Source organism: Peribacillus sp. 05N428 (assembly GCF_056397085.1).
Genome location: NZ_JBFTMS010000025.1, coordinates 65,566 through 79,614, shown reverse-complemented (window position 1 = coordinate 79,614; position 14,049 = coordinate 65,566). Strand labels below are relative to the sequence as shown.

Genomic DNA, 14,049 nt, shown 5'->3' with positions numbered 1-14,049 from the left:
ATTTTAAATCGCTGTGTTTTTCAGCGACCATTTCATCTTATCATTTTCATAGTAAGAAGTCAATAGTTATTATTTCTTTCAGCAACCTGCCAAAAGCGATGAATTTTTTTGCATGTCTTAGTTGGTGCTTATTTATATTAATCCCATTTCACTTTAAAGTCAATGCTTTTTCTCCATTTCTTATATTTATATATTATCGGTGATTAGCATCTTCAGTTTATCAACAATTCCAAGACAGCACTTATATAATAGAAAGACAAAAATGACCTGATAAGTATCTTCATATCCTTTTTGATGCTTCTTAATAATAGTGAAGTTTTGGGACATAACCAAGTTGACTTCATAATTTTCATTATGCTATTATATAACCAAGTAAAATAATCGGAATAGTTAATTTTATTAAAACTTTCTATTAACAAAACTTAGCTAAATCAAAGGAGATGGGAATATGACAGCAGCAATGGTAATACCAGGTGCGGAATCTTTTTTCTTACCCGGCAATTCTATCGGCATCCTTATTTGCCATGGTTTTAACGGAACGCCACAAAGCGTAAGGTATTTAGGTGAAAAATTTGCCGCCAAAGGCTTTACTGTCTTCGCTCCTCGACTGGCAGGCCACGGAACGGATGAATATGAAATGGAAACAAGTCATTATCAAGAATGGATACAAGATGTTGAAATGGCTTATGCAAAATTAAAGCGAACCTGCACCCATGTTTTCGCCATCGGACAATCCATGGGAGGTGCCCTTGTTCTTGACTTAGCGACAAAATTGGCTTGTGATGGAATTCTCACCATCAACGCCGCTCTCCAAGTTCCTGAATATGAAAGATATCGTAACCAATCGGTTCCACGCTTCATTCCCGAAGGCAAGCCTGACATAAAAGACGATACACCTAAAGAAATCACATATGACCAAGTTCCGTCAAAAGCGATTAATCAATTGCTTGATATAATGGAACATACCAGCCAAAAACTAATAGACGTTTCGTGCCCGATACTTATCTTCCATTCACCAGAAGACCACGTTGTACCGGACTCGTGTTCCTATCAGATTTACGATACTGTCATGTCCGGTGATAAAGAGATGGCGCGCCTTGAAAATTCATATCATGTGGCGTCGTTGGATCATGACAAAGATCATATCATTGAACATTCCTATCAGTTCATTCAAAGGTTAAGTAAAAGGGAAATCATCGCTTCTTAAAACTCCTTTCTCCATATAAATCAGGTTTACCCACTCACTTCATGGGTATATACAGTATATAAAGAAAAAGGAGGTAACATAATGAGCGGTTTATCAGACAAAGTAAAGAGTGCTGTAAATAAAGTTAAAGGTGAAACGAAAGACCAAGTCGGAAACGCGAAAAATGATCCTCACTTACAAGCAGAAGGTAAAGCCGATAAATTAAAAGGCAATCTCCAAGATGGCATTAGTAAATTGAAAAATGACCGTTAATTGCAAATAGCCGAATACAGGATTCACTCTCTTAACGAACATTCTCATTTCATATAAAAGTGACCCCCCTTTTATAGAGAAGAGGCGGCAGATGATCTGCCGCCTCTTCCTTCTTCAATTCGCTTGAATAACCACAACACACATATCATCAGGCTGATCTTGCTGCATTTCAGGTGACATCAAAAAATCGATAGGGGGAGATTCTTTACAATCAAACCATCTTGTCGAGACCGCTTCTTTTATTTGGTTGAGCCCTTCCGTCCCTTCTCGATCTATCGCTTCCATGACTCCATCCGTAAATAGCATAAGCTGAATCTTCTCTTCATAATGAATGACGGATTTCTCTATTTTCATCTCGGTGAAGAAACCAACAGGACATGTCCCTTTTGAAAGGGAGACCACTTTTCCATCGTCCATTAAAGCAAATCCAGGAGGATGTCCGGCATTTACATATTCCACTGTCTTTTGCTCTGTATCAATGATCATATAAATCGCGGTAAAATAATAATGCACTTGATTATCATCTTTATTAAGGGTACTCATCCAGCGATTCATTTCATTTATTACTGACACTGGGTCCGAATGAGTCCTGATGGCATCCCTCAATACGGAGGATATGAACATACACACAAGTGAGGCGGATATGCCATGCCCCATCATATCCAACAGGATGATCCCATACCGATTTTCATCGATGCGGTGCCAATAGTACATATCCCCTGCTAATTTATTCGCAGGTAAGTATGATGCCCTTATAGTTAAGTGGTCATTTATAATGGGTTCACTTAATAAGCTGCTTTGAACCTGCATGGAAAGATCCAATTCATTACGGATTTTTTCATCCTGCATTTTATGCCAATCTTTTTCATATTTAAGTCTTAACCCCACGCGAATCCTCGCAAGTAAATCTATTTTATTGATGGGCTTCATTATATAATCAATTCCGCCAACATCAAGTGCCTCGGCCACCTTGTTTGAATCTTCAAGGGCGGTCACAAAAATCACGGGTATATCTCTAAGGTGAGGAATACTTTGAAGTCTCCTGCACGCCTCTATCCCATCGATCTCCGGCATCATGATATCAAGCAGAATGATATCAACTGAAGTCTCTTTAGGTTGCGGACTATCCACCTGTAAATATTCAAACATCTCAACAGCTGAAGTTAATGATAGAAAATCCGTATAGCCAGCTCGTTTTAGAATTTTCTCTATAACGAAAAGGTTAACCTGGTTATCATCTACGATTAAAATCGTCATTCTTTCATTCCCCTTTTGGCTTATATCGAGCGGCAACATTTATCTTTTTTATATGGAACAGTACTTTTATAAAGCTCCCTTAACAGGGATTTTTCCATTATATTATAACGAAGTTCAGTCTCTTTTAATAATAATAAACTGCAGTCGAGATTCTGCATGGAGACCAACTCATTATATATACCCCTTCTTCCGATGACTTAAACATAGTTATTCAAAAAAAGTGAAAAATAATTTAATCAAAAAGAAAGAGTCCGCATATATGCGGACTCTTTCTTTTTACAGTTTCCGATAAATCCGTTCCTTTGAATCAAAGTCCTCATAATCCTCCGAAAAGGATGATGTATGAAGAGTTTCCTTGCTGCCGACCGCAAGGAAGCCATCTTTACAAAGACTGTCATAAAACAACTGATTAACATAGGTCTGTAATTCACCGGTAAAATAAATCATCACATTCCGGCACATGATGATATGGAACTCATTGAACGAACCATCAGTAACTAAATTATGCTGGAAGAACACAATGTTTTTAAGGAGGCCCGAATCAAGATAAGCATTTTGATAATCGGTTGTATAATACTCCGAAAATTCCTGGTTACCTCCAGCTTGCAGATAGTTTTTCGTATAAGACTGCATTCTATTTAAAGGTAATATCCCTTTTTCCGCATGACGGAGGACTTCATCATTCATATCAGTGGCATAAATCCTCGCCTTATCATAAAGTCCCTCCTCCTTGAGGATGATCGCCATGGAAAAGGCTTCTTCACCGGTTGAACATCCCGCATGCCAAATTCTGATTTCAGGAAGTTTTTTCAGGAGCGGTACAATATTTAAACGAAAGGCTTTAAAGAAATCCGGATCGCGAAACATTTCAGTGACATTTATTGAAAAATCTCTCAATAGCTTCTCGACATACCCTTTTTCATATAAAACCATTTCAATCATTCCGCTGATCCTGCGAACATGGTCCAGCCTCATTCTATTTTCAACTCTTCTTTTTATTGAAGAACGCATATATTTACGAAAGTCAAAGCCAGAAACGGAATAAATGGCCTCTAGCAATAATTCGATTTCTAAATCTTCTCTTTCTTCAATCGTTAAAGTATCCTTCATGAAAATCCTTCCTCACCCATACTATCAATCAATTAGTCAGCCATACTCTTAGGACGGATAGCAGCTGATCCAATTTTAATGGTTTGCTGACATAATCGGAAGCGCCGGCCTTCAGGCATTTTTCCCTATCGCCTTTCATCGCTTTTGCAGTTAACGCGATGATTGGAAGATCCTCGAATTTACTTTGCTCGCGAATTCTGGTCATCGTTTCGTAACCGTCCATACCCGGCATCATGATATCCATCAATATAACATCTATATTGTTTCCTTTTTCAAGGAGTTCCAAACATTCAAAGCCGTTTTCAGCTGTAAGGATTTCCATCCCCTCATGCTTCAGCGCATTTTTCAGGGCAAATATATTACGGTGATCATCATCGACGACCAGTACTGTTTTATTGCAGAATGGTTTGGCCTTATCCAGATCTTCTTCATCCATCATACCTGCATCCGGTTCTCCCTGATCGCCAAAAGGCGCGACAGAATCATCGTGGTTAGCTGCTGCCACTTCCGGAGAAGCAGCTATTGCTTCGTCGACATTTTTGAAGCCCTCTGGCATGCTTGGAATAAAGAAAGTAAAGGTACTGCCTTGCCCCTCTTCACTATCTACAATGACCCAGCCTCCCAGAAGTTTGGCAAACTCCCGGCAAATCGATAGCCCAAGTCCTGTACCGCCATATTTTCTCATTGTAGCTCCGTCACCTTGCTGGAATGCTTCAAAGATAAGTTTTTGCTTCTCTTTTGATATTCCGATGCCAGTATCCGTCACCTTAATTTCAACCCAATTGCTTGCTCCTTTTGTCTGTATCCATTGTGCTACATTTTCTTCATCAGCTTTTTTGATTTGGACAGACACAGAACCTTTTTCCGTGAATTTAAATGCATTGGATAGCAGGTTTTTCAAAATTTGCTGGAAGCGCTGTTCATCCGTAAAGAAAATATCCGGAACGTTTTTACTTTTTTCGATTATAAAGTCAATGTTCTTTTTCTTCGCTACATGATCGAAGTTACGGTGCAATAACTCAGGAAGCTCACTCAAATTCATTTCATCAAAGACCACTTCAAGCTTTCCGACTTCAACTTTTGATAAATCCAAAATGTCATTGATCAACGTTAATAAGTCTTGGCCTGATGAATTAATGACACGAGCGAATTCCTGTTGCTCTTCATTTAATTTACTATCATTAGGATCTGAAAGCATTTCTGATAAAATCAGGATACTATTGAGCGGTGTCCGCAATTCATGGGACATATTTGCCATGAACTCCGATTTATATTTTGAACTTAACTTCAATTCTTCCGCTTGTTTTTCAAGATTCAGTTTAGCGACTTGAAGCTCTTTCGATTTTTCTTCCGTTTCACGATTTCTCTCTTCCAATTGTTCATTGATCATTCGCAACTCTTCAGCCTGTGTTTGCAGTTCCTCCGATTGGGCTTGCATTTCCTCTGACTGTGATTGCAATTCTTCCGATTGAGCCTGTAACTCTTCAGTCTGTGCCTGTGATTCCTTCAATAAACGCTCTATTTCCATCCGGCCCTCTACATTATTGATCGTGATGCCCAGAGTATCAAGAACCTGGTTCAGGAACGTTTTTTGCAGCTTCGTAAAGGCCTCCAAACTCGCCAGTTCAACCATCGCCACCACTTCATCCTCAAAAACGACTGGCGCAATGACAATGCTTTTCGGGTTGACTTCCCCCAATCCTGTCGTAACCAATTGGAAATCTTCAGGGATATCCTCGATGACTTTGGATTTCTTTTCAAGGGCGCATTGACCGATCAAACCTTCGCCAAGACGGAATTCACGCCTGCCCGAATCTTCACCATCTCCAGCAAAGCTGGCAAGCTTTACAAAGCGCATATCCACACCCTCACCCCGTTTGACGTAAAAAGCTCCAATTGAAGCTCCCATCATCGGTGCAAGTCTTGTAATGAACCGGTCAGCAAGGACTTCCACATCAACAATGCGCTGATACATGGTAGCTATATCTGCAACACGGGTCTGAATCCAGTTCTGTTCACTGATCTTTTCAGTGAAATCTTTTTCTTTTTGATTATAGATTTCAAGCGATTCCGCCATATCATTGAACGATTTCGCTATATCCCCAATTTCATCAGTGGTCCGCACCGGGATTCTTGGTATGACCGACAAATTTTTATAATCGATATTTTCGATGACCTTCGTAATCGATTGCAGATCTTTCGATGTACTGCGGATCATCCAAACAACCGTTACGGAGATGACCAAAATGCTGAGAATAACCGCAAAAATTACAAATCCGATCATATCTTCATAGGTTTGTTTCGAATTACTTAAAGTATCTTTCATGACACCTTCTTGGTAATCCTTAAATTCATCCATCGTACTGATGACTTTCGTTCGCTTTTCCCTTTGGTCATCCATCAGGCTTGAAAGATTATCAGAAGAGTTTTCCGATTTTATCTTTTGGATGATTTCAGCCTCCGTTATGGAGTAAGAAGCATATTGGGTCTCGAACTCTTTCAATAATTGCTTCGCTTTCGCCTTATTTAACGAACCTGATAACCCGGCAATTTTTGATTCAATCAAATTATGATTCTCATTGATGATTTCGAGGCTCTCTGCTCTTTCTTCTTTATTTGCATCATTGGCTGCAAACAAAATCTCACGGTCCGACCTAGAAAAAAGCTGACGGATTTCCATCGAAGCTTGCACTTTTTCATAGCGATTTTCAACTATTTCAGTCATGCTGCTCTTTAAATTGTTTAGCGTAAACATCATGAATGAAAGTAAAATAGCCAAGAAAAGCAAGATCAAACCAAATCCCAACATTTGCTTTTTCTTAAAACCCATTTTTTCCCGCCCACCTTCAATACTTATTTATACCAGCCCGAAATAACGGCATTGCAAAATACTAGAACTCACCTTATATTCTTTGAAATGATATATAGATAGTTTCATTGCTCAAAATCAATTTTAACATTTTCCAGGCTAAAATGGTTACCCACACTATCATTTTACATGAATTCCTTTTCCAATTAAGTAACAGTCTGCCTTACCATTGTCATAAACACCCAAATATATGGTTCGTACATAATAAAAGCCGAAAGTTTTCACTTTCGGCTTTTGGTGTGATCCTGTTTATTTAATCTTCTTCACTTCAACATATAAAACATGGTGGCCGTCCATTTCCTTTACAGTAAATTCATATCCGGCGTATTCAATTCTATCCCCGACAGCAATTTCAAATCTGCCTGTCAGGAACCATCCTCCCAATGTATCGATATCTTCCTCCGGCAAATCGATCGCAAGGGTATCATTAACATCTTCAACCAATGTTTTAGCATCGAATACATAATGCCCTTCCTCAATTTTTTGAATGAGCGGACGTTCATCCTGGTCAAATTCATCTCGGATTTCCCCGACGATTTCTTCAAGGATATCTTCAACCGTTACAAGACCGGCTGTTCCGCCATATTCATCGGTCAAAACTGCCATATGGATCCTTTCCTTCTGCATTTTAAGCAGAAGATCATGAATGGCGATCGTTTCAAGAACACGGATGATGGGTGTTACAAAGGAATCCACCGTCAAAGCCGTTACATTATCTTCTGTAATGGTCGCTGTATAAAGTCGCTTGATATTGACCATTCCCACGACATTGTCTTTATCACCGTCTATGACCGGATACCTTGTGTATTGTTCCTCTTGAATCAGTTCCACAACTTCCAATAATGGCATGCCTTTTTCGATAACGGTCATTTCCGTACGCGGAACCATGATTTCATTGGCAATACGCTCATCAAATTCAAATATCTGATTGACATATTTGTATTCCGATTGGTTGATCTCACCGCTTTTATAGCTTTCCGATAAAATGATGCGCAGCTCTTCTTCGGAATGGGCCATTTCGGACTCGGACGCAGGCTTTAATCCGAACATGCCCGTCAGGAGACGTGCAGAACCATTCAGTAACCAAATGAATGGGTATAAAATGCGGTAAAAGAGAATTAACGGCTTTGCAAATAGCAAGGTTACCTCTTCTGCCTTTTGAATCGCAACCGTTTTCGGTGCGAGTTCGCCGACTACAACATGAAGGAATGTCACGGAACCGAACGCGACCAGGAATGAGATGATGTGACTTACAGATTCCTCTAATCCCCATTTAGTGAACAATGGTTTTAAGATCGCCTCGACCGTCGGTTCACCCAACACCCCTAAACCTAATGCGGTTACTGTAATCCCCAATTGACAGGCAGATAAGTACTCATCGATATGCGATGTCACTTTCTTGGCTGCGAGGGCATTTCTATGACCTTCTTCAATTAATTGATTGATCCGGGAACTTCTGACTTTCACGATTGCAAATTCCGATGCAACGAAAAATGCGGTTAATGCTATTAATGCAGCTACTGCCAATAATTTTATAAAAATCTCCAATATGTGCGGGTTCGCCATATAGCTCCAATCCTACTGACCTTCGGATTAGACATGTACGGCTTAATCCCAAGCACCTCCTGTATAAATGGTTATTTTCGTTTAATAAGCGATTTTTGCCTTATAACATGAACCAAAACCATTTAGCCTATATCGTTAATATGCACCTTTGTGCATAAAACTATAGAGCTAAATTTTAATCATACGAGCAACACTAGTAATGATTGGATCAAGGCCATGCTTTCACGGGATATCTGTTTTTTTAGAAGAAGCTCACTTTTTCCGTCCTTTTCAATCAAGCTGATGAATTCCTGAAGTTCTTCGTTCAGGCCATCCATTTTATTCTTGAGCTGAAGACCTTTTGCCTCAATTGCTGATGCGGCTTCCTTATCCTTTTTAAGTATTTCTTTAATATCTTCCAATGTAAGGTTTTCTTTTTTGTATCCTTCGATACGGCGGAGCCTTTCAAGTTCACCGACTGAATAATAACGGTAATTAGAGGCGGAACGTTCTGCTTTAAGCAAGCCAAGATTCGTATAATAATCTACGGTTCGTTTCGTAACATTCGCCATTTCCGCCAACTCGCCAATTTTTAAAGTCTCGTTCCCAACATAGCCCCTCCTAACCGTCACGTTATGGTTTAGACACATCTAAAATATGTCTATTCTTCCTGACGTTTTATTCTATTCCATAATCGTACATTATTTTAATTGAAATGAAAAATATTTATTATCCTCTTTACCCTTCATTGGAAAAATAAAAACCGATTAATTGAATAATCGGTTCAGACTGTAGACAAACGATTGCCTGCATTTTTTGAGAGTGTATGAAATATGAACGCTGATTGGAACGTAAGGCACTCGTTTTCCGCGGTCTCCGGGAGCCTCGAACACCCGCTCCAATCAACTTTGTTTAAAAATTAAGATGGAACCCTTTTTGTCCACAACTCAAACCGCTTAATGGTTTAATTTAAGATCTATTCCAGTGGATTTTATTTTTTTGTTTTAACTGAGAATTGATTGCTCAGTATCTTAGGACCGCACTGGCATAGGGAAGAATGCTTTAACTTTTTTATTGGTGTTCCACATGTTCCACAAACTTTTGCTACCATTTATACTGTCCTCCTAACTTTTATTTCATGATAAATATATTATACTACTTTTATAATAATAATCAATACTAAATTAAAATTATTATAAATAAGGATATCATTTGCATGATTAACCTTTCACTTCACAAGTGATTAAAATAAGGATAAAATATAACAAAACACATCAGGAAGGTTGGTTTTCTATGACGAGTGAAATTCGCTCCATTCCCCGTCCCTTAGTACGAACGAATCAATGGGTCATTTTGTTAAGCGTAGCCACTGCCTTATTAACGGGACAATTATGGATATTAGCCATTCCTTTAACAGCGGGACTTTTGGGTCTTCTCTTTAATTTCAATCCAGTGATGCGTCTTGCCAAGCTCTTTAGTTTGCTTAGGACTTGGATTCACTTCTTTTTTGCTTGGTTGGGATGTTACCGGATATATATTCACCTTGATGGTCGGAATGGCTTCACTCATAGCCATTCTTGGATTCTGCATCGGCTGCTTCATCCTTTATCAATGGAAGCAATATTCCTATCGCCGATCTATTCGCTAATACCATACACAAATGGGACTGACATGCATCAGTCCCATTATATTATTTGGTTGTACGTAAGAAATTACTCTTTTTGACCCAAATGGTCGCCAAAACAATCAGCAAAATCAATACAGCTTGCGGCACCAGCGTTTCCATTGTTGGATAAAGACCTATCGTTTCTACAAACGGAAAGGAACTGATCGTATTTGTCTGTATCACCTGTGAAACCTGAAGTGAATGAATGGAGACTCCAAGAATCTTGAAAGCCAAGGCATATATGAGTACCGTTGCCGCTTTAAAGAATAGGGTCATCGGTAATTTCACACTATAGCGCAGCATGATGAAACCAATTACCACTAAAATGAGGAAGGCAAGGAAAATCCCGCTCAGCAGCTGCTTTAATTCCATATAAGGAGCCATACCGGCATAAAAGATAATCGTCTCGGCCCCTTCACGGAATATGGATAGAAAACTGATCAAAGCGAAAGAGATGATGCTTCCCGTAGCAATGGCTTGGTTCATTTGCTTGTCGATATACCGGTTCCATGCATGAACATTCGATTTACCATGAAGCCAAAGACCAATTGTCAACATCATTGATACGGCTATTATCCCAGTGATTCCCTCAATATATTCCCGGCTTGACGCAGCCGTGATCTGAGAGAAAACGATATTGATTATGACCGCCAATATGGAACTGGCAGCTAAACCCGCACCAACCCCTGTCCAAATCCATTTTTGTTTGTCCGCTTGCCCGATTTTCTTTAGGAAAGACAGCAATGTAGCTACAATTAAGAGTGCTTCCAACCCTTCCCGCAAAAGGATCGAAGCGGCATCCCATGTCGTATATCCCGTATCTTTAATTAAAGGGAGTAACCTTGTGTTTAAATCGGAAACGATTCCCTTCGCTTCCTCCGGCTTTACCTTTTTCGATTCTAACAGGCTGATTGCGGTCGGGACTTTCGTTTCCATATCGCTGTAAAGCTTGCTGTCCCTTGTGGAGACCTCCCCTTCGACATTAGGCCAAATTGTCAAGATCTCATTTAGCTGATCAACGGCAGAATCGATGTCACCCTTTTCAATATCCGTTGCACTTCCTTGTAAAAGTTGCGTTATATCCCCAAGGGAATAGGTATTCTCCTGGCTTCCCTCTTCAACTTTACCAGCAAGGAAATCCTCGATTAGGCCCTTCAATTCAGCTAGATTTTTTTGGGCTTTTTCCGAATCAGGTGGGTCTTGAGTAATCGCTATCCGCACAAAGGCCATTTTCGTTTCAAATTCACCATATGCAGCAACACTTTTCTCCCTGACAATGACCTCTGCGTCGGTCCATTGACTCAGAAGGCTGGTATATTGAACTTTAGCTTGATCAAAGTCACCTTCAGTTATCGAAGCTTCCAACTTATCTAATAAAGGAAGTATCGCTTCTAAGCGTTCTTCATAGTCCGTCTTGTCAACAGGGTTTTCGTTGGTATCATAAATAACAAGAGTACTGGATAATGCCGATAATCGCTTCTTGATTTCATCTGTGGAGGCTTCGTCTCTCACAGCACTTTTTACCGCAGACAGCCTCTCGTCGACTTCCCTCGCACTCTTGCTGTCCGTTTTTATCGTTTGCCAATCTTTCTCGAAAAGATCGATATTTTTCGACACTTCCTCAAGGTCTCCGGATTTTACCTTCATTAAACTATCGCCAATATAAACAAAAAGCTGATCATGGTTTTCACCCGCCGAAACAACCCTTACAGCCGTCGAAAGAAATAAAAGGCTGACTATTAAAACCAAAATCCCACTCTTCCATTTAGAAACGGTCATACTGGTCCCTCCTTATTCATGAACTAAAATCGCCAACTGGATAATTTCCATGCTGGCGATTTTCACGTCCTCATTTGAGATTATATTTATCCAAAAAGGGAATCCCCAATATAGCCACCCTTTTTCACACCTGGTAAACAAGCGAACATGGCACTGCCCTTGTGAACGATATATTCGTTGAGCTTATCATTTTTCGCCAGTCGCTCTTGTATGGGAATGAATTGTTTACTTGGATTTCGCTGAAAACAAATGAATAGCAATCCTGCATTGAAGCTCCCTGTTTTAGGATCCATGCCATCTGCATATGAATATGGACGCCTCAATATCTTTGCTTTTCCGTCCCCCCTGGAAAGACTCATATGCGAATCTTCCGGAATGACCCGATTTCCATTTGGATCTTTAGCTTCAAGGTCCACGGTATCGAACTCATTCTTCATTCCTAATGGAGCTCCACTGTCACGATGACGGCCAAACGTATTTTCTTGTTCCTTCAATATTGTCCGGTCCCAAACTTCAATGTACATCTGGATTCGGCGCACCACCATATAACTGCCTCCAACAAGCCAGTCAGGACCGTCTTCACCCTTCACCCAAACATGCTCATTCATTTCATTGTCATTATTCGTATCCGGATTGACCGTCCCATCCTTAAACCCGAAAAGGTTACGAGGTGTCGTTTTTTGTGAATCGGCTTGCTTAGTCCGTTGAAAACCTGTTTGTGCCCAATGAATGATCGTTTTCCCTCTTCCGATCCTCACTAAGTTCCGGACGGCATGAAAAGCCACTTGGAGATCATCTGCACATGCTTGAATACAAATATCCCCACCGCTCCATTCTTCTTCTAAAGCATCTAAAGGGAATTGAGGCAGATCCTTTAATTCTGCAGGCCTTTTCGATTTCAAACCAAATCGATCTTTGCCATCCTTCGAAAACAGGGTCGGACCCACTCCAAAAGTGATCGTTAAATTGGAGGGGGATAATTCTTTCGCTTCCCCCGTATCCTTTGGGGGCATATTCGTATTAAGGGATGCTTCACCAATCAAATTCCCCTCAGTCATCTGAGCCGCAGCCTCTGTCCAATCCTTAAATAACTGGATTAGGTCTGATCTTTTATCTGTGGTTACTTCCAATGATGCGAAGTAAAGGTTATCTTGCGCCTCAGTGATGATACCGGCTTGATGTGCTCCATAAAAAGGAACGATATCCTTAGTTTGTCCCTTTGCCCTTTGTTCAGAAAGTGTCAGCAGCCCGCCAAATCCAGAAGCCCCTATCACGACTCCGATTCCACCAACTCCTGCCGTTTTCAACATATTTCGACGACTCACTTTTTTTGTAAAAAGTCCGGTTTCATCTTTAGGCGTATGTTCTTTCAATTAAGATTCCTCCGTTACAATCCCTATTTGCGAAAGTGGTTCAGCCAATGCATCAATTGCTTGACTTAACTCCTTGACTTCAGATTCCTTTAAATCCGTATATGAGATGTAGCCATCCCCTTCTTTATGCTTTTCAAGCAAGCCGTATACATCGTCAAAACGTTGTTGGATTTCCTCAGCAAGCTTCGCATCCTTTTCTTTCAGCGCTGGAGTAAGCAGTTCATAGATCTTTTCTGCACCTTCAACATTTGCAACGAAATCATACAGGTCGGTATGGGAGTATCGGTCTTCTTCTCCTGTCACTTTGCTCGTGGAAACTTCATTCAATAAATCCACCGCACCCGTGATCAACAAATCAGGTGTTACCTCAACCGTTTCAACTTTGGCTCGAAGCAAATTGACGTCACTCATTAATTGTTCTGCATACTTTTCGTAGCCCTTCGTTGTATTTTCTTGCCATAGCCCCATTTCAATCCTATGGTAACCGCCCCAGTCTTCATCTTTGACATCCCCTTCACGCGCATCGATTTTGGGATCAAGATCCCCAAATACTTCAGCGATTGGTTCCGCTCTCTCATAATGCATGCGGGCTGGTGCGTATAATTCCTTCGCTTTTTCAATATCACCGGCAGATACGGCCTCAGTGAATTCTTCCGTTGCGTTTACGAACTCTTCTATTTCACCGATGGCATATTCCCGGTACTCGCTAGATACATCATCAAGCTTACTCGCACTTGCTTCTTTGGCATTATCATCTGCCGTCTTGGCTTCTTCCTTTTCCTGCGCACAGCCAAATAATAGGCTGGTTGATAGTAAGACCGCTAATGACGCCTTTGCTTTTTTCATTTTGTATTCTCCCTTTGAAATGATTTGTAGATTTATATTAGCAGATAATGAGAATCATTATCAATATATATTTTTAATGGAAACGTGACATTATTCATTCTCTTTGAAAAGAATCCACGCTATCCCTTTTGCTTTCGCAGGATAA

Annotated in this window: 10 protein-coding genes and 1 pseudogene; 3 read left to right on the top strand and 8 right to left on the bottom strand. The window is 40.3% G+C overall.

The window, feature by feature from the left end; translation table 11 throughout:
* Positions 1-448 precede the first annotated feature (448 nt).
* Positions 449-1,207, top strand: coding sequence for an alpha/beta hydrolase (locus tag AC1DIV_RS20555; protein ID WP_048688814.1), 759 nt, complete (start codon positions 449-451; stop codon positions 1,205-1,207).
* An 81-nt stretch (positions 1,208-1,288) separates the two neighbouring features.
* On the top strand, positions 1,289-1,459 hold the full coding sequence (locus AC1DIV_RS20550) for a CsbD family protein (protein ID WP_065310846.1): 171 nt from the start codon (positions 1,289-1,291) through the stop codon (positions 1,457-1,459).
* 114 nt (positions 1,460-1,573) lie between these two features.
* On the opposite strand, the gene AC1DIV_RS20545 is transcribed toward AC1DIV_RS20550, so the two are convergent.
* The 5 genes from AC1DIV_RS20545 to AC1DIV_RS20525 all read right to left on the bottom strand — a co-directional run bounded on the left by AC1DIV_RS20545 (position 1,574) and on the right by AC1DIV_RS20525 (position 8,890).
* On the bottom strand, positions 1,574-2,716 hold the full coding sequence (locus tag AC1DIV_RS20545; RefSeq protein WP_340878328.1) for a PP2C family protein-serine/threonine phosphatase: 1,143 nt from the start codon (positions 2,714-2,716) through the stop codon (positions 1,574-1,576).
* 276 nt (positions 2,717-2,992) lie between these two features.
* On the bottom strand, positions 2,993-3,826 hold the full coding sequence (locus tag AC1DIV_RS20540; RefSeq protein WP_034304823.1) for a CheR family methyltransferase: 834 nt from the start codon (positions 3,824-3,826) through the stop codon (positions 2,993-2,995).
* Between the two features lie 28 nt (positions 3,827-3,854).
* Positions 3,855-6,656 carry a response regulator gene (locus tag AC1DIV_RS20535; protein ID WP_340878327.1) on the bottom strand — a complete coding sequence of 934 codons (2,802 nt, stop codon included), beginning with the start codon at positions 6,654-6,656 and terminating at the stop codon, positions 3,855-3,857.
* Between the two features lie 288 nt (positions 6,657-6,944).
* Positions 6,945-8,243, bottom strand: a complete 1,299-nt coding sequence (locus AC1DIV_RS20530; RefSeq protein WP_340878622.1) for a hemolysin family protein — start codon at positions 8,241-8,243, stop codon at positions 6,945-6,947.
* Positions 8,244-8,440: 197 nt separating this feature from the next.
* Complete coding sequence (locus tag AC1DIV_RS20525) at positions 8,441-8,890, bottom strand: MerR family transcriptional regulator (RefSeq protein WP_445670149.1); 450 nt, start codon at positions 8,888-8,890, stop codon at positions 8,441-8,443.
* A gap of 643 nt (positions 8,891-9,533) precedes the next feature.
* Here AC1DIV_RS20525 and AC1DIV_RS20520 point away from each other — a divergent pair.
* A pseudogene (locus tag AC1DIV_RS20520) lies at positions 9,534-9,888 on the top strand (DUF4395 domain-containing protein).
* Positions 9,889-9,930: 42 nt separating this feature from the next.
* Here the strand turns inward: AC1DIV_RS20520 and AC1DIV_RS20515 are convergent.
* The 3 genes from AC1DIV_RS20515 to efeO all read right to left on the bottom strand — a co-directional run bounded on the left by AC1DIV_RS20515 (position 9,931) and on the right by efeO (position 13,904).
* Entirely contained in the window at positions 9,931-11,685 is a 1,755-nt protein-coding gene (locus AC1DIV_RS20515; protein ID WP_477577298.1) for an FTR1 family iron permease, read from the bottom strand.
* An 86-nt stretch (positions 11,686-11,771) separates the two neighbouring features.
* Positions 11,772-13,058, bottom strand: coding sequence for an iron uptake transporter deferrochelatase/peroxidase subunit (efeB, locus tag AC1DIV_RS20510; protein ID WP_477577296.1), 1,287 nt, complete (start codon positions 13,056-13,058; stop codon positions 11,772-11,774).
* Positions 13,059-13,904, bottom strand: a complete 846-nt coding sequence (gene efeO / locus AC1DIV_RS20505) for an iron uptake system protein EfeO (protein WP_340878322.1) — start codon at positions 13,902-13,904, stop codon at positions 13,059-13,061. It lies immediately after the preceding gene.
* Between the last annotated feature and the right edge of the window lie 145 nt (positions 13,905-14,049).

Excerpts from the sequence above, each read along its gene's own strand:
- AC1DIV_RS20555 (WP_048688814.1), top strand. The coding sequence starts at position 449 with ATGACAGCAGCAATGGTAATACCAGGTGCGGAATCTTTTTTCTTACCC.
- AC1DIV_RS20550 (WP_065310846.1), top strand. The coding sequence starts at position 1,289 with ATGAGCGGTTTATCAGACAAAGTAAAGAGTGCTGTAAATAAAGTTAAA.
- AC1DIV_RS20545 (WP_340878328.1), bottom strand. The coding sequence starts at position 2,716 with ATGACGATTTTAATCGTAGATGATAACCAGGTTAACCTTTTCGTTATA.
- AC1DIV_RS20540 (WP_034304823.1), bottom strand. The coding sequence starts at position 3,826 with ATGAAGGATACTTTAACGATTGAAGAAAGAGAAGATTTAGAAATCGAA.
- AC1DIV_RS20535 (WP_340878327.1), bottom strand. The coding sequence starts at position 6,656 with ATGGGTTTTAAGAAAAAGCAAATGTTGGGATTTGGTTTGATCTTGCTT.
- AC1DIV_RS20525 (WP_445670149.1), bottom strand. The coding sequence starts at position 8,890 with ATGTGTCTAAACCATAACGTGACGGTTAGGAGGGGCTATGTTGGGAAC.
- AC1DIV_RS20515 (WP_477577298.1), bottom strand. The coding sequence starts at position 11,685 with ATGACCGTTTCTAAATGGAAGAGTGGGATTTTGGTTTTAATAGTCAGC.
- efeO (WP_340878322.1), bottom strand. The coding sequence starts at position 13,904 with ATGAAAAAAGCAAAGGCGTCATTAGCGGTCTTACTATCAACCAGCCTA.